The organism is Bradyrhizobium sp. 40, from assembly GCF_023100925.1.
Classification (GTDB): Bacteria; Pseudomonadota; Alphaproteobacteria; order Rhizobiales; family Xanthobacteraceae; genus Bradyrhizobium.
In genome coordinates, this window is record NZ_CP064688.1 from 3,881,678 (window position 1) to 3,899,907 (window position 18,230).

General features: G+C 64.0%; 20 protein-coding genes and 1 tRNA gene. 8 read left to right on the forward strand and 13 right to left on the reverse strand.

Annotation, left to right across the window (positions count from 1 at the left end):
* The first annotated feature begins 249 nt into the window (after positions 1-249).
* Complete coding sequence (locus IVB40_RS18845) at positions 250-597, forward strand: DUF6481 family protein (protein ID WP_247815945.1); 348 nt, start codon at positions 250-252, stop codon at positions 595-597.
* 138 nt (positions 598-735) lie between these two features.
* Here IVB40_RS18845 and IVB40_RS18850 read toward each other — a convergent pair whose 3' ends face one another.
* A complete protein-coding gene (locus IVB40_RS18850; RefSeq protein ID WP_007610178.1) occupies positions 736-978 on the reverse strand; it encodes a pentapeptide MXKDX repeat protein in 243 nt (80 codons plus the stop codon).
* Between the two features lie 329 nt (positions 979-1,307).
* Here IVB40_RS18850 and dctP point away from each other — a divergent pair, with 329 nt between their 5' ends.
* From dctP to IVB40_RS18865, 3 genes are read left to right on the forward strand one after another with little or no spacing between them, the layout of a single operon-like run.
* Positions 1,308-2,330 (forward strand): TRAP transporter substrate-binding protein DctP, encoded by a 1,023-nt coding sequence (dctP, locus tag IVB40_RS18855; RefSeq protein ID WP_211395902.1) that lies wholly within the window; start codon positions 1,308-1,310, stop codon positions 2,328-2,330.
* The gene (locus IVB40_RS18860; RefSeq protein WP_027517812.1) at positions 2,327-2,881 is read left to right on the forward strand and encodes a TRAP transporter small permease; all 555 of its coding nucleotides are present in this window, start codon (positions 2,327-2,329) and stop codon (positions 2,879-2,881) included. Before dctP ends, IVB40_RS18860 begins: the two co-directional genes overlap by 4 nt.
* Positions 2,878-4,236 (forward strand): TRAP transporter large permease, encoded by a 1,359-nt coding sequence (locus tag IVB40_RS18865; RefSeq protein ID WP_027569941.1) that lies wholly within the window; start codon positions 2,878-2,880, stop codon positions 4,234-4,236. The genes IVB40_RS18860 and IVB40_RS18865 overlap by 4 nt, the downstream gene beginning before the upstream one ends.
* 47 nt (positions 4,237-4,283) lie before the next feature.
* Here the strand turns inward: IVB40_RS18865 and IVB40_RS18870 are convergent, their stop codons facing one another.
* Genes IVB40_RS18870 through IVB40_RS18885 form a run of 4 tightly spaced genes read right to left on the reverse strand, consistent with a single transcriptional unit; the run spans position 4,284 to position 10,006 of the window.
* Positions 4,284-5,195 (reverse strand): hydroxymethylglutaryl-CoA lyase, encoded by a 912-nt coding sequence (locus tag IVB40_RS18870; protein ID WP_247815946.1) that lies wholly within the window; start codon positions 5,193-5,195, stop codon positions 4,284-4,286.
* Between the two features lies 1 nt (position 5,196).
* Positions 5,197-7,200, reverse strand: a complete 2,004-nt coding sequence (locus IVB40_RS18875; protein WP_247815947.1) for an acetyl/propionyl/methylcrotonyl-CoA carboxylase subunit alpha — start codon at positions 7,198-7,200, stop codon at positions 5,197-5,199.
* A gap of 4 nt (positions 7,201-7,204) precedes the next feature.
* A complete protein-coding gene (locus IVB40_RS18880) occupies positions 7,205-8,809 on the reverse strand; it encodes a carboxyl transferase domain-containing protein (RefSeq protein WP_247286140.1) in 1,605 nt (534 codons plus the stop codon).
* Positions 8,810-8,833: 24 nt separating this feature from the next.
* Positions 8,834-10,006 (reverse strand): isovaleryl-CoA dehydrogenase, encoded by a 1,173-nt coding sequence (locus IVB40_RS18885; protein WP_247815948.1) that lies wholly within the window; start codon positions 10,004-10,006, stop codon positions 8,834-8,836.
* A 112-nt stretch (positions 10,007-10,118) separates the two neighbouring features.
* Here IVB40_RS18885 and IVB40_RS18890 point away from each other — a divergent pair, with 112 nt between their 5' ends.
* Positions 10,119-11,147, forward strand: coding sequence for an AraC family transcriptional regulator (locus IVB40_RS18890; RefSeq protein ID WP_247815949.1), 1,029 nt, complete (start codon positions 10,119-10,121; stop codon positions 11,145-11,147).
* Between the two features lie 73 nt (positions 11,148-11,220).
* Here the strand turns inward: IVB40_RS18890 and IVB40_RS18895 are convergent, their stop codons facing one another.
* From IVB40_RS18895 to IVB40_RS18905, 3 genes are all read right to left on the reverse strand, one after another.
* Positions 11,221-11,520, reverse strand: coding sequence for a DUF3551 domain-containing protein (locus tag IVB40_RS18895; RefSeq protein ID WP_027569935.1), 300 nt, complete (start codon positions 11,518-11,520; stop codon positions 11,221-11,223).
* A 272-nt stretch (positions 11,521-11,792) separates the two neighbouring features.
* Positions 11,793-12,278, reverse strand: coding sequence for an Lrp/AsnC family transcriptional regulator (locus IVB40_RS18900; RefSeq protein WP_247286141.1), 486 nt, complete (start codon positions 12,276-12,278; stop codon positions 11,793-11,795).
* A 260-nt stretch (positions 12,279-12,538) separates the two neighbouring features.
* Positions 12,539-12,844, reverse strand: a complete 306-nt coding sequence (locus IVB40_RS18905; RefSeq protein ID WP_247815950.1) for an ETC complex I subunit — start codon at positions 12,842-12,844, stop codon at positions 12,539-12,541.
* Positions 12,845-13,103: 259 nt separating this feature from the next.
* Between IVB40_RS18905 and IVB40_RS18910 the strand changes: the two genes are divergently transcribed.
* Entirely contained in the window at positions 13,104-14,273 is a 1,170-nt protein-coding gene (locus tag IVB40_RS18910; protein ID WP_247815952.1) for an OpgC domain-containing protein, read from the forward strand.
* Between the two features lie 40 nt (positions 14,274-14,313).
* Here the strand turns inward: IVB40_RS18910 and IVB40_RS18915 are convergent, their stop codons facing one another.
* Positions 14,314-14,508 carry a hypothetical protein gene (locus tag IVB40_RS18915; RefSeq protein WP_027569933.1) on the reverse strand — a complete coding sequence of 65 codons (195 nt, stop codon included), beginning with the start codon at positions 14,506-14,508 and terminating at the stop codon, positions 14,314-14,316.
* 307 nt (positions 14,509-14,815) lie between these two features.
* On the opposite strand from IVB40_RS18915, the gene IVB40_RS18920 reads away from it, so the two are divergent.
* A complete protein-coding gene (locus IVB40_RS18920; RefSeq protein WP_018457759.1) occupies positions 14,816-14,974 on the forward strand; it encodes a hypothetical protein in 159 nt (52 codons plus the stop codon).
* Between the two features lie 366 nt (positions 14,975-15,340).
* On the opposite strand, the gene IVB40_RS18925 is transcribed toward IVB40_RS18920, so the two are convergent.
* The 4 genes from IVB40_RS18925 to IVB40_RS18940 form a co-directional block, all read right to left on the reverse strand.
* Positions 15,341-15,417: transfer RNA gene (locus IVB40_RS18925), tRNA-Pro, on the reverse strand.
* A gap of 126 nt (positions 15,418-15,543) precedes the next feature.
* Positions 15,544-16,029: a DUF192 domain-containing protein gene (locus IVB40_RS18930; RefSeq protein WP_027517796.1), complete on the reverse strand. Its 486-nt coding sequence runs from the start codon at positions 16,027-16,029 to the stop codon at positions 15,544-15,546.
* 111 nt (positions 16,030-16,140) lie between these two features.
* A complete protein-coding gene (locus tag IVB40_RS18935) occupies positions 16,141-16,773 on the reverse strand; it encodes a cold-shock protein (protein ID WP_018457757.1) in 633 nt (210 codons plus the stop codon).
* Between the two features lie 198 nt (positions 16,774-16,971).
* Positions 16,972-17,733, reverse strand: coding sequence for an NAD-dependent protein deacetylase (locus tag IVB40_RS18940; protein WP_247815954.1), 762 nt, complete (start codon positions 17,731-17,733; stop codon positions 16,972-16,974).
* A 294-nt stretch (positions 17,734-18,027) separates the two neighbouring features.
* Between IVB40_RS18940 and IVB40_RS18945 the strand changes: the two genes are divergently transcribed.
* Positions 18,028-18,192, forward strand: coding sequence for a hypothetical protein (locus IVB40_RS18945; RefSeq protein ID WP_007610153.1), 165 nt, complete (start codon positions 18,028-18,030; stop codon positions 18,190-18,192).
* The last annotated feature ends 38 nt before the right edge of the window (positions 18,193-18,230 follow it).

Consider the following 18,230-nt stretch of genomic DNA (forward strand, 5'->3'; position numbering starts at 1 on the left):
TACCCGGGCGGACGCTAGGCACCGCCCTGGTGCCCCCTTATGAGGGACATCACAATTCGGCAGTTTTTCGGGGCTACGAGAGATCGTCGGGGGCGGCGATTTTCGTCTACCTGATCGGCTGCGATTATAGGTGGCATCACGGCGCGCGCCGATGTACACGCATCTGCGTCGCGCGGCGCCCGCTATGCCCAGCCGACGTACCAACAGGCAGTGATGTAGGATCGAAAGCGAGGATGACAAGGTTCGCCGATGAGTGGATTTAGGGAACCAGGCTTCTCCGACCGGCAAAAGGCGGCACAGGAAGCACGCAAAAACCTTTTGAACAAATTCAAGTCGCAGCCGGGGCCGGATGATCCCGCGGTTGTGGCGAAGCGTGCGGAGCGCGAGGCCCTTGCGGCCAAGCGCGCCGAGGCAAAGGCTGCGCGCGAGACGGAAAAGGCCGAGCAGAAGCGCCTTCAAGAAGAGGCTGCCGCGCTCGACGCCGCGCGGATCGCCCGCGAAGCCGAAGAAGCCGTCGCGAAGGCGGCCGAAGCCGAGGCCGATCAAAAGGCCAAGCGAGACGCCCGCTACGCCGCCCGTAAGGCGAAGCGCAAGTAACGTTCGCAAGTCTAACGCTCGGAAGTCACGTTCAATTGAATTTGGACTGAAACAATACTCCGGGGGCGGTCTACGTGACCGCCCCCGGATTTTTGGCGCGCGTCTGCCTGTCGCAAGCGCCTCCTCGACGATGGAAGATCAGTGCTTCTTCATCATCCCGTCGTCTTTCTTCATCCCGTCCTTCGACATCGTGTCCTTCTTCATGCCGTCGTCCTTGGACATGGTGTCCTTCTTCATGCCGTCCTTGGACATCGTGTCCTTTTTCATCATGCCGTCATCCTTGCCCATCTTGTCCTGGGCAAAGGCAGCCGGCGACAGCGCGAGGCCGAGCGAGAGAATGGCCGCTGAAACGCCGAGCGCGATGCGGGTACGAATGGTCATGACTGGTCTTCCCTTCGAGGTGAGGTTTGTCAGCGACGGACGCCGCTATCTGATCTCGACGGATTGCCACGGGGCGTTGTTACTCGGCCGCTGATAAATTTCCGCGGCAATTGCCGCTGATGCAGTAAATCAGAAGTGTGCAACGCAGCATGGCCGGCACTTGCCGCGGCATTCGGTCTCGAACTATCAGATGAGAGAACATTGTCCGAAAGACCGGCTAGGATGGGCTTCAGCACGGTCTCAAAGACCAACCCAAAATCACGGCAAACAAGGCCCTCCAAAGAACCGTCCAAAAAACCGTCCAAGAAACCGTCCAAGGGAATCACGCCATGCTTACGCGCCGCCACCTGATTGCGACCGCCGTCGCCGCACCCGCCATTCTCCGTTTCGGCACCGGCACCGCGCATGCCGCGACCACGCTGAAGATCTCGCATCAATTCCCCGGCGGCACCGTCGATAAGGGCGATTTCCGCGACCGGCTCTGCCGCATGTTCGCCGCCGAAGTCACCAAGCGCAGCAATGGCGACATCGCCGCCGAGATCTATCCGAACTCCTCCCTGATCAAGACCAACGCGCAGTTCTCCGCGATGCGCAAGGGCGCGCTCGACATCAGCCTCTATCCGATGCCCTATGCCGGCGGCGAATTGCCGGAAACCAATATCGGCCTGATGCCGGGCCTCGTCACCACCTACGACCAGGGCATGCGCTGGAAGAAGGAGCCGGTCGGCAAGGCCTTGACCGACTTCCTCGCCGACAAGGGCATCATCCTTCTCAGCTGGGTGTGGCAGGCCGGCGGCGTCGCCAGCCGCTCCAAGCCGATCGTGGCCCCCGAAGATGCCAAGGGTCTCAAGGTGCGCGGCGGCTCTCGCGAGATGGATATGGTGCTGCAGACCGCCGGCGCATCCGTGCTGTCGGTGCCCTCGAACGAAATCTACGCAGCGATGCAGACGGGTGCCTGTGATGCCGGCATCACCTCCTCGACCAGCCTGATCTCGTTCCGCCTCGAAGAGGTCGCGAAATCGCTGACCTCGGGCGCAGGCGCGTCCTACTGGTTCATGCTCGAGCCGCTGATGATGTCGAAGGCGATCTTCGACAAGCTGCCGAAGAACCAGCAGGACGTCCTGCTCGCGGTCGGCACCGAGCTCGAAGCCTTCGGCCGCAAGGGCGCGCAGGACGACGACGTCGAGGTCGCCAAGGTCTACGAGAAGGCCGGCGCCAAGGTCTCGGCGCTCGATGCCGCGACCGTCGGCAAGTGGCGTGACATCGCCCGCGACACCGCGTGGAAGGACTACGGTGCCAAGACCGCGACCTCGGCCAACCTGCTCAAGCTCGCGACCGACGTCGCCGCATGAGCCACGGTCCGCTTCCGGATCGTGACGACCAGGCAAACGCTGCCGCAAGGACCGGCCTTGCGGCGGCGATCGATCGCGGTCTCGCCATCCTCAACAACATCATCGTCGTGTTCGCAGCGATTGCATTGATCGCCGCCTGCGCCATCCTGAGCTACAGCGTGCTCAGCCGCGCCTTGTTCAAGGCCGCCAATTACTGGCAGGACGAGGCCGCGGTGTTCCTGCTGGTCGGCGCCACCTTCATGACGGCCGCCTACGTGCAGCAGAACCGCGGTCACATCGGCATCGAGGCGTTCGTCGGCCTGCTCTCGCCGCTGGCGAACCGGATCAGGCTCTGGCTGGTCGATGCCGTGACGCTTCTGTTCTGCGCTTTCTTCGCCTGGAAGTCCTGGACGCTGGCGCATGAAGCCTATGTCGACGGCCAGGTCTCGAACTCGATGTGGTCGCCGCCGCTGGCCATCCCCTATTCGCTGATGGCGTTCGGCATGAGCCTGCTCTGCGTCCAGATCCTCGTGCAGCTTGCGCTGCCTTTCGCTGGAGCCAGGCGATCATGAGCGTTTTCGGTATCGGCCTCGCGTACGGGATCGCGACGTTGGTCGTGATGTTTTCGGGCATGCCGATTGCGTTCGCGCTCGGCGCGGTCGCAGTCGTGTTCATGGGCATCTACATGCCCGCCGCCTCCCTCGATACGGTGACGCAGAACGTCTACGAGGAAATGGCGTCGATCACGCTGCTGTCGATTCCGCTCTTCATCCTGAAGGGCGCCGCGATCGGCAAGTCGCGCGCGGGCCAGGATCTCTACTCGGCCCTGCACGCCTGGCTGCACCGCGTCCCCGGCGGCCTCGGCGTCGCCAATGTGTTCGCCTGCGCGTTGTTTGCGGCGATGGCGGGCTCCTCGCCCGCGACCTGCTCGGCAATCGGCTCGGCCGGCATCCCCGAGATGCGCAAGCGCGGCTATTCCGGTGGTTTTGCCGCCGGGATCATCGCCGCCGGCGGCACGCTCGGCATTCTGTTGCCGCCGTCGATCACCATGATCCTGTTTGCGGTCGCCGCCGAAAAATCGCTGGGACGGCTGTTCCTCGCCGGCATCGGGCCCGGCCTGCTGCTGGTCTCGCTGTTCGGCGTCTACGCCGTGATCCGCTTCCGCCAGGAATATGCCGCGGCCGAAGCGATCTACAAGAACGGCGGCCCGGAAGCTGCGATCCTTGCCCGTGACGAATACACGCTCGCGGAACGCTTCAGTGTGCTGCCGCGCGTGATCCCCTTCGTGCTGCTACTCACCGGCGTCATGATTGCGCTCTATGGCGGCTATGCGACGCCGTCGGAGACCGCTGGCCTCGGCGGCCTCTTGGCGCTGGCATTGATCGCGGCGATCTACAGCGTGTGGCGTCCGAGCGACCTCGCCCCAATCCTGAAATCAACGATCCGGGAATCGACCATGCTGATGATGATCATCGGCATGTCGCTGCTCTACTCCTACGTGATGAGCTATCTCCATATCTCGCAATCGGCCGCCGAATCCGTCGTGGCGATGCATCTGCCGCGCTGGGGACTCTTGTTCGCGATCCTCGTCATGGTCGTCGTACTCGGCTTCTTCCTGCCGCCGGTCTCGATCATTCTCATGACCGCGCCGATCATCCTGCCGCCGCTCCGCGCCGCCAATTTCGACATCATCTGGTTCGGTGTCGTCATGACCATCGTGATGGAGATGGGGCTGATCCATCCACCCGTCGGCCTCAACATCTTCGTCATCCGCAACGTCGCGCCCGACATCCCCTTGCGCGAAGTGATCTGGGGCACGTTGCCGTTCGTGCTGCTGATGATGGTCGCGGTGCTGCTGCTGTGCTTCGTGCCGGAGATCTCGACCGGGCTGCCGGACCTGGTGATGGGGCCGGACGGGAGCAGGTAGCTGCTGCGTCCACCGTCATTGCTTCGCTGCGCTCGCAATGACGGGAATTAGGAAGTCGCGCGCTTCCTCCTAGCGTTCAGCGCGGACGCCACGCGGCTCACGGGCGGTTTGCCCAGCATGCCGCTCATCTCGTTCGTCGCCGCCAGCAACCGATCCATGTCGACGCCCGTCCTGACCCCCATGCCATCGAGCATATAGACGACGTCCTCGCTCGCGACATTGCCGGTCGCGCCAGGCGCGTAGGGACAGCCGCCGAGGCCGCCGGCGGCGGCGTCGATGACGCGGACGCCCTGCTCCAGCCCGGCATAGAGATTGGCGAGTGCCTGGCCGTAGGTGTCGTGGAAATGCATCGCGAGATTGGCGGGAGGGATGTTGGCGCTGACCGCGCGCAGCATCTCCTTCGCCTTTTCGGGCGTGCCGACCCCGATGGTGTCGCCGAGCGAGATTTCGTAGCAGCCGAGCTCCCACAGCGTGGTGGCGAGATCGGCCACCGCCTTCGGCTTGATCTCGCCGTCGAACGGACAACCGAGCACGCATGAGATATAGCCGCGCACCTTGATGCCATCGGCCTTGGCGCGCGCCAGCACCGGCTTGAACCGTTCGATGGACTCCGCGACCGTGCAGTTGATGTTGGCCCGCGAAAAGCCCTCGGAGGCCGCGGCGAACACCGAGACGATCTTGGCGCCGGCCGCGCGAGCGGCGCCATAGCCCTTCTCGTTAGGCACGAGCACGTGGAATTCGGCGCCAGTCACATGGGCGACACCGCGCAGCACGGCGTCCGAGCTCGCCATCTGCGGGATCGCCTTGGGCGAGACGAAGGCGCCGACCTCGACTGTATTGAGGCCGGCTGCGACCAGCGCCTCGATGAAGGCGATGCGGGCCTCGACGCTGACCGCCGTCTTCTCGTTCTGCAGGCCGTCGCGCGGCCCCATTTCGATGATGCGGACCGGATCGCTCATCTCATTCTCCGGAAGGCTCGACCACGGCGAGCTCGACGCCCTCCTGGACGATGTCGCCGACCTTGCATTTGATGGACTTCAGCACGCCGGCATAGGGCGCGCGCAGCGTCTGCTCCATCTTCATCACTTCCAGCGTCAGGATCGGCGCGCCCTTCTCGAGCTTGGCACCCTCCTCCGCCAGCACGGCGACGACGGTACCCGGCAAGGGCGCCGCGATCTTGTCCGCGCCGGCCTGCTCCTCCATCTCGCCGCCGAACGGATCGACCCAATGCAGGTCCAATCGCCCGTTGCGCGTGCGCAAATACAGCTCATGGCCATCGATCACGGCCGCGACCGAAGTTTTGACGCCGTCAAGCGTCAGATCGAAGCCGCCGTCCTTCACCACGATCGTGAACGCCAGCTCGCGCTCGCCGATCACCAGTGTGGACGGGCCGCTGCCGTAGTTCAGCCTAACCTTCTGCTCCGGCTCGTGGCCAACGCGGAACGCAAAGCTGCGCTGGCGGCGGCCGACCGGCATCCAGCCAAAGGTCTGCCAGGGCGAGCTCGCCTCGCCTTGCGCGGCCTGCCGCTCGTCCTTGATCACAGCGGCCACCGCGGCGCAGAGCTCGAGCTCGCTTGGCGCCGGCGGTGCCTGCGTCAGCACCGCCAGCTCGCGCTCGATGAAGCCGGTGTCGATCGCATTCGCCCTCACCTTCGGATGCGTGATCAGGGCGGAGAGGAACGGGATATTGGTGACGATGCCGCGAACGTCTGAGTCCTCAAGCCCGCGGTTCAGCCGCTCGATCGCGACATCACGCGTCGGCGCCCAGGCGATCATCTTCGCTAGCATCGCATCGTAGTACGGCGAGACGGCATCGTCCTCGCGATAGCCCGCGTCGATGCGCAGGCCGCCGGTTTCCGCCGGCAACCGCCAGGTCGAGATCTTGCCGACCGAGGGCATGAAGTTCTTGGTCGGGTTCTCCGCGTAGACCCGAGCCTCGACGGCATGTCCGTTGAGCTTGATCTGATCTTGTTCGAGTGGCAGCGCTTCGCCGAAGGCGACGCGGAGCTGCCACTCGACGAGATCGATCCCGGTGATCAGCTCGGTCACGGGATGCTCGACCTGGAGACGGGTGTTCATCTCGATGAAGAACACGTCCTTGCCGTCGGAAACGAACTCGATGGTGCCGGCACCGACATAGTTGACGGCCCCCGCTGCTTTTCGCGCGGCGGCGCAGACCGTCTCGCGCTGGGCCGCATTGAGCGTCGGTGACGGCGCCTCCTCGATCACCTTCTGGTGGCGGCGCTGCAGTGTGCATTCGCGCTCGAACAGCGACAGCAGATTGCCGTGGCTGTCGCCGATCACCTGCACCTCGATGTGGCGGGGATTGTCGACATATTTTTCGATCAGCATGCGGTCGTCGCCGAACGCGGCCTTGGCCTCGCGCTTCGCACTGACGATCGCAGGCGCGAGTTCATCCGCCGAGCGAACGATGCGCATGCCACGGCCGCCGCCACCGGCGGACGCCTTCACCAGAATGGGGAAACCGACCTTCTCGGCCGCCTTCGCCAGCGTGGCATCGTCCTGGGCCTCGCCGTGATAGCCGGGCACCAGCGGTACGCCGGCCTTCTCCATCAGCGCCTTGGAGCCGGATTTCGAGCCCATTGCGGTCATCATCGCGGCGGTGGGGCCGACGAAGACCAGGCCGGCGTCGAAACACGCCTGCGCAAACTCGGCATTCTCCGACAGGAAGCCGTAGCCGGGATGGATCGCCTCCGCGCCGGTCTTGCGCGCGGCCTCGATCAGCCGCTCGACGTTGAGATAGCTGTCACGGGCACGTGCGGGACCGAGCAGCACGGCCTCGTCGGCGAGCGCGACATGCATCGCGTCGCGGTCGGCCTCGGAATAGACGGCCACGGTGCGCAGGCCCATGGCGCGCGCGGTGCGGATCACGCGGCAGGCGATCTCGCCGCGGTTGGCGATCAGGAGCGTGCGAAAACGGCGGTAGAGCTTTGAGCGGTCCATCGCATCACATCCTGAACAGGCCGAATTTCGTCGGCTCGATCGGCGCATTCGACGCCGCCGAGAGGCCGAGGCCGAGCACCAGCCTTGTATCGGCCGGGTCGATCACGCCGTCGTCCCAGAGACGCGCGGTCGCGTAATACGGGTGCCCCTGGCTCTCATATTGAGCGCGGATCGGCTCGCGGAATTTATCTTCGTCTTCTTTCGACCAACTGTCGCCCTTCGCCTCGATATTGTCGCGGCGGACCTGGCTCAGCACCATCGAGGCCTGCTCGCCGCCCATCACCGAGATGCGGGCGTTCGGCCACATCCAGAGGAAGCGCGGTGAGTAGGCGCGGCCGCACATGCCGTAATTGCCGGCGCCGTAGGAGCCGCCGATCACCACAGTGAACTTCGGCACCGACGCCGTCGCGACCGCCGTCACCAGCTTGGCGCCGTCGCGCGCGATGCCGCCGGCTTCGTATTTCTTGCCGACCATGAAACCCGTGATGTTCTGCAGGAACACCAGCGGAATGCCGCGCTGGCAGCACAGCTCGATGAAATGCGCCCCCTTCAGCGAGCTCTCGCTGAACAGGATGCCGTTGTTGGCGATGATACCGACCGGAAAACCCCAGACGTGGGCGAAGCCGCAGACCAGCGTCGTGCCGTAGAGCTTCTTGAACTCGTCGAACTCGGAACCATCAACGACGCGCGCAATGATGTCGCGCACGTCGAACGGCTTGCGCCCGTCGACGGGCACCACGCCGTAAATCTCCTCCGCCGCGAACAAGGGATCACGTGGCGGATGCATGTTGAGGTTCGGTCGTACCGATGGCTTCAGCGTGCCGACGATGCGGCGGGCAATGCCGATCGCGTGCGCGTCGTTCTGGGCATAATGATCGGTCACGCCCGATTGCCGCGAATGCACGTCGGCGCCACCAAGCTCCTCCGCGGTCACCACTTCGCCCGTCGCCGCCTTCACCAGCGGCGGCCCGCCGAGGAAGATCGTGCCCTGGTTGCGCACGATGATGCTCTCGTCCGACATCGCGGGGACATAGGCGCCGCCGGCGGTGCAGGAGCCCATCACGATCGCGATCTGCGGGATGCCTTGCGAGGACATCTGGGCCTGGTTGTAGAAGATGCGGCCAAAGTGACGCTCGTCCGGAAAGATCTCGTCCTGCAGCGGCAGGAAGGCGCCGCCGGAATCGACCATGTAGACGCAGGGAAGATTGTTCTGCCGCGCCACGTCCTGCGCGCGCAGATGCTTCTTCACGGTCATGGGATAATAGGTGCCGCCCTTGATGGTGGCGTCATTGGCGACGATCACGCATTCGCGGCCCGCGATGCGCCCGACCCCGGTGACGACGCTCGCCGAATGCACGTCGCCGCCATAGAGGCCATAGGCCGCGAGCGGCGACAGCTCCATGAACGCAGTGCCGGGATCGACCAGCAGGTCGACGCGCTCGCGCGCCAGCATCTTGCCGCGCGAGGTGTGGCGGTTGCGCGAGACCTCGCCGCCGCCGCCGGCGACCTGGCTCAGCTTTTCGCGCAGATCCGCGACGAGGGTGCGCATGGCCTCGGAATTGCGCGCAAAGTCCGATGAAGACGTATCGATGCTGGAATGGAGCGGCATGTTTATTCCAATTGCGTGAAGGTTTTAAGCCGTCTCAGCCATCAATTCGCGACCGATCAGCATGCGCCGGACCTCCGAGGTGCCGGCGCCGATCTCGTAGAGCTTTGCATCGCGCCACAGACGTCCGACCGGAAATTCGGAGGTGTAGCCGACCCCGCCCAGCGCCTGGATCGCCTCACCCGCCATCCACGTCGCCTTCTCGGCGGAATAGAGGATCGCAGCGGCGGCGTCCTTGCGCAAGCTGCGCGCGTGATCGGCGCGGTCGCAGGCACGCCCCACCGCATAGACATAGGCGCGCGTGGCCTGCCAGGTCGCATACATGTCGGCAAGCTTGCCCTGCATGAGCTGGAAGTCGCCGATCGGCTGGCCGAACTGCTTGCGCTCGTGCATGTAGGGCACCACCGCGTCCATGCAGGCCGCCATGATCCCGAGTGGCCCGCCAGAGAGGACGGTACGCTCATAGTCGAGGCCGGACATCAGCACCCTGACGCCCTCGCCGACCTTACCGAGCACGTTCTCCTCCGGCACCTCGCATTCGTCGAAAAACAGCGGATAGGTGTTGGAGCCGCGCATGCCGAGCTTGTCCAGATGCCGGCCGTGGGTGAAGCCCTTGGCCCCCTTCTCGACCAGGAAGGCGGTCATGCCGCGCGGGCCCGCTTCCGGATCGGTCTTTGCGTAGACCACCAGCACGTCGGCATCGCCGCCATTGGTGATCCACATCTTCGAGCCGTTGAGTACGTAGCGGTCTCCGCGCTTGTCGGCGCGCAGCTTCATCGAGACGACGTCTGAGCCGGCGCCGGGCTCGGACATCGCGAGCGCGCCGACAAACTCGCCGGAGATCAGCTTTGGCAGATAGCGCTCGCGCTGCGCATCATTGCCGTTGCGGCGGATCTGGTTGACGCAGAGATTGGAGTGCGCGCCGTAGGAGAGCCCGACCGCGGCCGAGCCGCGCGAAATCTCCTCCATCGCGACGATATGGGCGAGATAGCCCATGTTGGAGCCGCCATATTGCTCCGGCGCGGTCATGCCGAGCAGGCCGAGGTCGCCGAAGCGCTTCCAGAGGTCCGCCGGGAACAGATTGGCTTTCTCGATATCGGCGGCACGCGGGGCGATCTCCGCCTCCACGAAGGCGCGCAGCGTGTCGCGCAGCATGCTGATATCTTCGCCCAGATCGAAATCGATGCTCGGGATATTCAAGGCGATTCCTCCGTATTTTGGGGACCAAACCTAGCGGCATCGGGGCCCTTCTGCGGTCGAAAAGGTTGCATTTTCCGCCAAACTTGGCGAGGATTCTTCCAGAGGATGTCCGATGCCTTTTCAAGTCGCAACCGCGATCCCGCGCCGTGCCGTGACCCCTGCCGCCTTCGTCCGCGGCGTCGTTGCCGCTTACGAACGCTACGGCCGCGATCCGACCGAGGCGCTGAGCCGGGGTCAGGTAACGCCAGACCTTGTCAATTCTCCGGATGGGCGGGTCACGGCCGGCCAGTTCGAGGCGCTGGCCGGTCATGCCATGCGCGAACTCGACGACGAGGCGCTCGGCTGGTTCTCGCGGCGGCTGCCCTTCGGCACCTACGGCATGCTGTGCCGCGCCTCGATCACCGCCCCGACGCTGGAGGTCGCGCTCAAGCGCTGGTGCCGGCACCACCGCCTGCTGACCGAGGACGTGCTGCTCGATCTCGCCGTCGGCGAGGAGACCGCCGTGGTGTCCATCCGCGAGCTGCGTGACCTCGGGCCTTTACGCGAATTCTGCCTGGTCACCCTGCTCCGCTATGTTCTCGGCTTTTCCTGCTGGGCCGTGGATTCCAGGATCGCGCTTCGCGCCGCGGAATTTCCGCACCCCGAGCCCGGCCACGTCTCGGTCTATCCGACCATCTTTTGCCGAAACATCCGCTTCGATGCGGACCGAGCTTCCATCACCTTCGACAAGCATTATCTGCCGCTGCCGCTCACCCGTAGCGCGGCGGACCTCGACAACATGCTCAAGGGCGCGCTGCGGCTGACCGTACTACCCTATCGGCGCGACCGGCTCCTGGTCGAGCGCGTTCGCCGCGTGCTCCGCAATGCGCGCGGACGCAGCCTCGGAGCCGAGGATGTCGCGAGCGAGCTGGCGCTCTCCACCCGCACCATGCATCGGCGCCTGCGCGATGAAGCGACCTCGCTGCGCGATCTCAAGGAAGAGGCAAAATTCGAGCTCGCCAAGCAGGAGCTGATGCGCGGTCGTAACCCGATCAAGCGGATCGCGGAGGTCGCGGGCTTCCGCAGCGAGAAGAGCTTTTCCCGCGCCTTCCGCACCTGGGCCGGCGCCTCACCGCGCGAGTTTCGCGGCCGGTATCGCTGACGCGCGGGCTGTCATGCTGTCGCGGCCTCCGAGATCCAACTCGGAGGCCGCAACATTTCGAAACCGGTCTCGATCAGTTCGAGTTGGTCTGCCCACCCGGGCGAAGCTTGGTGCGCGACTGCGTCTGCTTCGGCTGGAAGGCCAGCGCGTCGGTCGAAGTCTTCGCGCCGCCGCTCTGCGAGCACGAGCCGCCGATGCCGCCGGCCGCGGCCCGGCAGGCCTCCATCGTCGGATAGCCGCAGCCGTGTGCGGCCTGGGCGCCATTGGTGATGCAGTAGTCTTCTGCCTGGGCAGCCGGCGCGGTCATCATGAGAAACGCAGATGCAAACAGCGTCGCAGCGGATGCGACGAACGTCTTCGAGGTCGGGGTCATGTTGTCTTTTCCTGCTTCAGGGTCCCACAAAAGAGGCCTCGGCATGCGACGCAGGCTGAGGTTCACAGCTCGCATGTAGGCCGGCGCCAGGAACCGGCAATCACGGCTCGGCGCATTGCAGAACTTCCCAAATCACATGTCACAGTTAGGTGAGTTACTTATGTTTTATCCGTCTTATCCGAACCTGTATCCCGGCAAGGGGATCACTCCCGCGCCTTCGGAGTTTTGGATGTCGTTGTGCCCGCCACGCTTTGGCACCCGTCCCCGCCGAACTATCCTGCCGCCGCGATCTCCTGCAACGGCAGCGGCACGTCCTTCGCCACACCCAGCACCGGGAAGCTCCGGACGTTCTTCACGTTCGGCATCGCGGCGAAATGCAGGAGCTGCTGGCGCATGCTCTCGACGCTCGGCGCCACGCATTTGAGAAGATAGTCGGTGTCGCCCGAAATCCGCCAGCACTGCTGGATGCGCGGGATCGCGGCGATCGAGCTCTCGAACGCCGCCAGCACCGGCTGGGCCTGGCTGCCGAGCTGGATCGAGACGAACGACACCACCTCGTAGCCGAGCAGCCGCTCGTCGATGACGGCGCGCACCGCCCGGATCACGCCGCGACTGAACAGCGATCTCAGCCGCCTCACGCAGTTGGGCCCGGACACCCCGACGCGCAGCGCCAGCTCGTTGTTGCGAACCCGCCCGTCCTGCTGCAATTCGGAGAGTATTTTCAGATCGACGCCGTCGAGCTGGTCACGCCCCGCCATACCCCACCTCGCCATGAGCCTGTCTTGCGCGGCAGCGAAGCACGGGGCGGAATGGCTGCCAAGGGCAGGACCATGGGAAGAACCCGCGTGATTGACCGAGCTTGTCCCGGCCGTCCGCGCCTTTTCACGCGGAGGCTAAAACGTAGATGCCCGGGACCCGGCTCCGCCAAGGCTTGCCGGGCATTCGGTGTTGGGCCGGCGAAGCTTCAGCGAAGACTGCAAGCCCGGGCGCGACGAGAGTCTCGACGCGTGGCCCGCCTTCAATGCGTCCAGGGCTCGCCGCGGCGGAACGAGAAGTTGTCCGCATAGGCGACCGGACGGCGCACCGATTCCTTCGGCTCGATCACCTGGTAGGCGATGCCCTTGCGCTCGCAATAGGCGACCGCCTCTTCCTTGCTGTGGAAGTGCAGCGTGATCTGCTGCTTCATGTCGCCGGACGAGGTCCAGCCCATCAGCGGCTCGACCACGCGCGGCTGCTCGGGCTCGTAGTCGAGCTGCCATTCCTTGGTCTTCGACCGGCCGGATTGCATCGCGTTCTTGGCGGGCTTGAAAATGCGTGCGGTCATGGATGGTCCGGGCCTCTTGTTCGTCTTTTCGTCCGATTTCGATGCGTCACGGTAGCAGTTGGTTGAAACCGCGGGCATAGTATAGAGACACCTTTTGGGAACTGATCGGTGATTCCGGCCCCCGGGATGGCTCGCCGATGGGTATAATCATTATGCTGCATCGTGACAATTGCGTACCCGCCTTCCGCGCCGGGGTCTCGCCCGGCGGCCCTGCTTCGTTGACATCTCCCTGTCCGTCCCCTCCGAAAGCTCCCGTCGCATGTCCTTCCTGAACATCAACGCCACGCTCCCCGAGAAGGGCCGTGACCTCAGGCTCGACCTGTTTCGCGGCATTGCGAACTGGGCGATCTTCCTCGACCATATCCCCGACAACGTGGTGAACTGGATCACCACCCGCAATTACGGCTTTTCCGACGCCGCCGATCTGTTCGTCTTCATCTCCGGCTACACCGCATCCTTCGTGTATGCGCGGATGATGCTCGAGCGCGGCTTCCTGGTCGGCGCCACCAGGCTAACCAAGCGGGTCTGGCAGCTCTACGTCGCCCACATCATCCTGTTCGTGATCTACATCGCCTCGATCAGTTATCTGGCGCTGCGCTTCGGCGATTCAGAGATGATCAACGAGTTCAACGTCGCCGGCCTGGTCGACAACGCCACCGAGACGCTGCGCCAGGGCCTGTTCCTGCGCTTCAAGCCACTCAATCTCGACGTGCTGCCACTCTACATCGTGCTGATGGGACTGTTTCCGCCGGTGCTCTGGTTCATGCTGCGCAAGCCAGACCTCACCATGGCGCTCTCAATCGTGCTGTGGCTCGCCGCCCGGCATTTCGGCCTGAACCTGACCGCCTATCCGGCCGGCCAGTGGTACTTCAACCCGTATGCCTGGCAGGTGCTGTTCGTATTCGGCGCCTGGTGCGCCATGGGTGGCGCGCGGCGCTCGATGACGCTGATCAACGCGCCGGTCACGCTGTGGCTCTGTCTCGGTTACATGCTGTTCGCGCTGGTCATGACCATGGCTGGTCGTTTCCCGACCCTCGGCGGCATGTTCCCGGAATGGCTGTTCTCGGCATTCAACCCGAACGACAAGACCAACCTCGCGCCCTACCGCTTCATCCACTTCGTCGTGATCGTGATCCTGGTGATCCGCTTCGTGCCGAAGGACTGGCCGGGCCTGGAATGGAAAGGGTTCGACCCCATCATCGTGTGCGGCCAGCAGTCGCTCGCCGTGTTCTGCGTCGGCGTGTTCCTGTCCTTCGTCGGTCATTTCGAGCTGTCGATGAGCTCCGGCTCGCTGTTTGCGCAGATCTTCGTCAGCGTCGCCGGCATCGCGATCATGACGACGGTGGCCTATTACATCTCCTGGTCGAAGAAGCAGGACAAGCCGATGAAGCCGCCGCCGCCCAAGCCTGCGGCCGCAAAGGCCGCTTGAAGGCAGCAGCGATACCGCGCCGGACGACAGCGACGCCGCTTCAGGCCGCCGCTTCGCTATCGTACTCGGTGAATTTCTTGTAGATCCAGTCGCGGCCGTCGTGGCGGCGCCAGACCTTGCCGTAAACCAGCTGCCCGTTGATCGAGCGGCGCGGCACGAGCACGGTCCAGAGGTGCCAGATCTCGGTCCAGCTCGCCTGCGGACCGGTGGTTCGGACGTTGCGATCGAAAGACATGATGCAGAACTCACAGGATACGAGCACTGCGACGAACTGTGATGTCGTGTGAGCACGAATTCAGGCAGCCCATCGCGAGCCGGACCGATCTGATAACAGTCACGAACGCGGCCGCAACAACCGCTCGCCCTTAACCTAACCGGTCAACCTTACTTCCTGTGAGCGCGTGGCAAGACCGGTTGAAAGCGCTCGCCGATTTTCCTAGACTGTGTGCGATTTGAGAATGAGCGCGTCGTTTTGAGGACGCGCGGTGATTTCCAGGCTGACGCGAATTTTTGAAAACGATTGATGGGCGGGGGCCACCACGATGAATTTGCAATGTGCATGTCTGCGCTTGGCGCTGCATTCGACGCCGCCTGCTCTGCCCGCCAAGACGCCGGAGCAAGAGCCGCGGAAGGTCGCCAACGACAATCAGCTGGCCTGGCCGTTCCTGCCGTTTCCGTTCGGCTGGTACGCGACGAACTGATGGTTGGAAAAGCGTAACGCCGCGCAAGCGGAATATCATCGCTTGGCGGCGTCCGTTAGGCATTGGGCGCTGAAATCCCCCAACACCTATACGTCTAGGGCGACGCCTAAAGGTTCGACAAAGTTTTACGATTTCCGCGCCGTCCGACCCGCCCTATGCCTTGAAAAATCGCGCGAAAGTCGCGTTGCGCAGGGAATGAGCGCTGAGGGTTTAGGAGGCTTTGGCAGCTCCGGCATCTGCATCGAACGCGGCTGGTCGGCTTGGCCTGGATCGCCGCGCTCGGCTGGAAACCGCGCTCGCCTGGATCGCCTGGCGCCTCGCCGAATGGCTGTTGTTCTCTGGTGCCGTTCCGACCCACCTCCGGACTGGTCGGGGCAGCTGGATTCGAACCAACGACCTGCAGTACCCAAAACTGCCGCGCTACCAGGCTGCGCTATACCCCGAATGTCCGGCGAGCCCCGTCGATACACGCTTCCCAAAGCGCCAGCAAGCCTCCCAAAGGCGCCAGCAAGCTTCCCAAAAGACCGTCAGGACGGGGGCAATGGCCCTACCAATAGCCCCTTGCCCGCCTACTTGCTGCCGAACAGCGGGTGGCCGACGCGGTCGCCGGCGCGGATACCATATTTTTGCGCCGTCCCCGCCACCACCTCCAGAACGGCCCGCGCGGGCCCCCTGGATGAGATGATCTTTGTCGACATCGGCTCGGTATTTTCGGCGATGCGCAGGATGCGGCCGTCGGCGCGAATGAAGATCATGTCGAGCGAGACGTAGGTGTTCTTCATCCACATCGACACCTCCTGCTCGGGATTGAAGTCGAACAGCATGCCTTTGCCGTCCGCCAGTTCCTTGCGGTACATCAGGCCGGTCTGCTTCTCCTCCTCGGTGGTCGCGATCTCGACCGAGAACACCTGCACGCCGTTCCTGGTGACGATCTCGAGCGGCTGGAAGCTGGCGGCGCGGACGGGTGCGCTCGCGACGGCACAGCCGGCGATGACGAGGATGGCGGCAAGCCAGCCCTTCGCAACGGCGAAGACGGCCTTTCGATCGAAATTCATGGATGGCTCTCGAGGCGTGGGACTGGACCAGTCCTTACGTGGCGGTCGCCGGAAAAGCCAGAGGCGCGCCGGCCAGCCAACGCGCCTCTGCTCACGATCGCGGGAATGGAATTAGTGGGACGAAACCGGCGATCCCGTCTCGGGATGGATCTCGGCCGCCATCATGCCCTTCGAGCCGGGTCCGAAGCGGACCAGGACATACTGGCCGGGCCGCAACTCGGTCATGCCGAAGCGGCGCAGCGTCTCCATGTGCACGAAGATGTCGGGCGTGCCCTCGCCGCAGGTCAGGAAGCCGAAACCGCGCAGCCGGTTGAACCATTTGACCTGAGCCCGTTCCAGCCCGCTGGTCGCGGTCACCGTGACATGGGTGCGCGGCGGCAGCATCTGCGCCGGATGGATCGCCGTGGATTCGTCCATCGAGACCACACGGAACGCCTGGTAGCCCTTGGCGCGCTGAATGCACTCGACGACGATGCGGGCGCCCTCGTAGGCGGTCTGGAAGCCGTCGCGCCTAAGCACGGTAACGTGCAGGAGCACGTCAGGCCAGCCATTGTCGGGAACGATGAAGCCGTAGCCCTTTGAGGCGTCGAACCATTTGATGACGCCGTGAACCTCGACGAGGTTAGCGCTGCTCTCACCAAGTCCCGTGAACGGACTGAGTGCGCTGTCGCGACCGCCACCGCCGTGTTCGCCCACCGCGGGAACTCCGACCTTCTTGGACTCAAATCCGTCCGACGACCCCATAACCCCGGACCCCACACATGCCATGCAACCCGCCTGAATGGCGGCGCCGAATCACGCGTCTTTAGAGAATCTTCTCAACTCGACGCGACGCGAATCTTTCGACTCAAAAGATAACACTCCCGGTTGCGACGCATAGACAAAAAAGAGATTCGGCGGAACCTATGAACAGCTTGCACAGCCGCGAATCAAATTGCTGCCTCAATTACCGACAAAGGGCCCGAGCGTTTCGCCGATGTCGTGGCGGATCACGAGGTCGGCGATGTCGTCCTGCTCGGTGGACTCGCGATTGACGATCACCAGACGTGCGCCTGATCTCTTCGCCATCATCGGAAAGCCCGCGGCCGGCCATACCACCAGCGAGGAACCGATCGCGATGAAGAGGTCGCAAGCTTGCGACAGCGCAGTCGCGCGCTGCATTTCGTCCTCCGGCATCATCTGGCCGAAGGAGATCGTGGCGGTCTTCACCGGCTCGTCGCACACGGTACAGTTGGGCGCGGCGCCCTCCTCGTCGAAGCGGCGCTTGACCCAATCAAGCGGATAGGCCTGACCGCATCCGATGCAGCGCGCATACGTGGTGTTGCCGTGAAGTTCGATCACGTGGTCGCTCGCGACGCCTGAGGCCTGGTGTAGATTGTCGATGTTCTGGGTGATGATCGCGGGAACCTTTCCCGCACGATAGAGCGAGGCGAGCGCGCGATGGCCGCGGCCGGGCCGGGCCGCCGCAAAGACCTCCTCCATCGCGAAGCGCCGGCGCCAGGATTCGTCGCGCGCCTCTTGGCTGGCGACGAACTCGTCGAATGGGATCGGGCGGTTGCGCGTCCAAATTCCGCCCGGCGAGCGGAAGTCGGGGATGCCGCACTCGGTCGAGATGCCGGCGCCGGTGAACGGCACGATCCGTTTGGCTTCGGCGATCATGTCGCCGAGGCGCTCGACGCCGCTGCGAAGATCCGATGCAATCAACGCGGCCTCCCGTTTTGCTTTGCCGATTGGCTTGGCCGATCGGTTTTGCCGATTTGTTTTTGCGCTAGCTGCAACATGCGCAAGCGACAAGATTGTTGACGCGGTTGTCCACCGCGGCGCACGACGTGGTCGGCAATTTTTTCCGCCCCTCGCTTATCACAATCCTGCAATGCCTCCTCCCCATTGACGCCCCAATCAGAAGCGCCAATGCATGTGTTGATGCGACTCAACGTGATTGCGGCGGCAGTGCTTGAGTTCAGTAGGACACATACTCACGTGCAGAGGGGATTTGAAATGACCGAGGACGAACAACGTAAAATCCGCGAACGCGAAGAGATCGCCGCCCGTGTCGCCGCCTTCCGTGCCACCCAGGAAAAATTCAAGCGCGAGCGTGACGAGTATTTCGTGTCGACGCTCGACAACGCGCGCAAGGTGGAGCGGCCCTCGCTCTGGCCGTAACGACACCACATCACCGAGCATGAAAAAAGCCCGGAGCG

Coding starts and splice junctions, on each gene's coding strand:
- IVB40_RS18845 (WP_247815945.1), top strand. CDS start 250: ATGAGTGGATTTAGGGAACCAGGCTTCTCCGACCGGCAAAAGGCGGCA.
- IVB40_RS18850 (WP_007610178.1), bottom strand. CDS start 978: ATGACCATTCGTACCCGCATCGCGCTCGGCGTTTCAGCGGCCATTCTC.
- dctP (WP_211395902.1), top strand. CDS start 1,308: ATGCTTACGCGCCGCCACCTGATTGCGACCGCCGTCGCCGCACCCGCC.
- IVB40_RS18860 (WP_027517812.1), top strand. CDS start 2,327: ATGAGCCACGGTCCGCTTCCGGATCGTGACGACCAGGCAAACGCTGCC.
- IVB40_RS18865 (WP_027569941.1), top strand. CDS start 2,878: ATGAGCGTTTTCGGTATCGGCCTCGCGTACGGGATCGCGACGTTGGTC.
- IVB40_RS18870 (WP_247815946.1), bottom strand. CDS start 5,195: ATGAGCGATCCGGTCCGCATCATCGAAATGGGGCCGCGCGACGGCCTG.
- IVB40_RS18875 (WP_247815947.1), bottom strand. CDS start 7,200: ATGGACCGCTCAAAGCTCTACCGCCGTTTTCGCACGCTCCTGATCGCC.
- IVB40_RS18880 (WP_247286140.1), bottom strand. CDS start 8,809: ATGCCGCTCCATTCCAGCATCGATACGTCTTCATCGGACTTTGCGCGC.
- IVB40_RS18890 (WP_247815949.1), top strand. CDS start 10,119: ATGCCTTTTCAAGTCGCAACCGCGATCCCGCGCCGTGCCGTGACCCCT.
- IVB40_RS18895 (WP_027569935.1), bottom strand. CDS start 11,520: ATGACCCCGACCTCGAAGACGTTCGTCGCATCCGCTGCGACGCTGTTT.
- IVB40_RS18900 (WP_247286141.1), bottom strand. CDS start 12,278: ATGGCGGGGCGTGACCAGCTCGACGGCGTCGATCTGAAAATACTCTCC.
- IVB40_RS18905 (WP_247815950.1), bottom strand. CDS start 12,844: ATGACCGCACGCATTTTCAAGCCCGCCAAGAACGCGATGCAATCCGGC.
- IVB40_RS18910 (WP_247815952.1), top strand. CDS start 13,104: ATGTCCTTCCTGAACATCAACGCCACGCTCCCCGAGAAGGGCCGTGAC.
- IVB40_RS18915 (WP_027569933.1), bottom strand. CDS start 14,508: ATGTCTTTCGATCGCAACGTCCGAACCACCGGTCCGCAGGCGAGCTGG.
- IVB40_RS18920 (WP_018457759.1), top strand. CDS start 14,816: ATGAATTTGCAATGTGCATGTCTGCGCTTGGCGCTGCATTCGACGCCG.
- IVB40_RS18930 (WP_027517796.1), bottom strand. CDS start 16,029: ATGAATTTCGATCGAAAGGCCGTCTTCGCCGTTGCGAAGGGCTGGCTT.
- IVB40_RS18935 (WP_018457757.1), bottom strand. CDS start 16,773: ATGGGGTCGTCGGACGGATTTGAGTCCAAGAAGGTCGGAGTTCCCGCG.
- IVB40_RS18945 (WP_007610153.1), top strand. CDS start 18,028: ATGACCGAGGACGAACAACGTAAAATCCGCGAACGCGAAGAGATCGCC.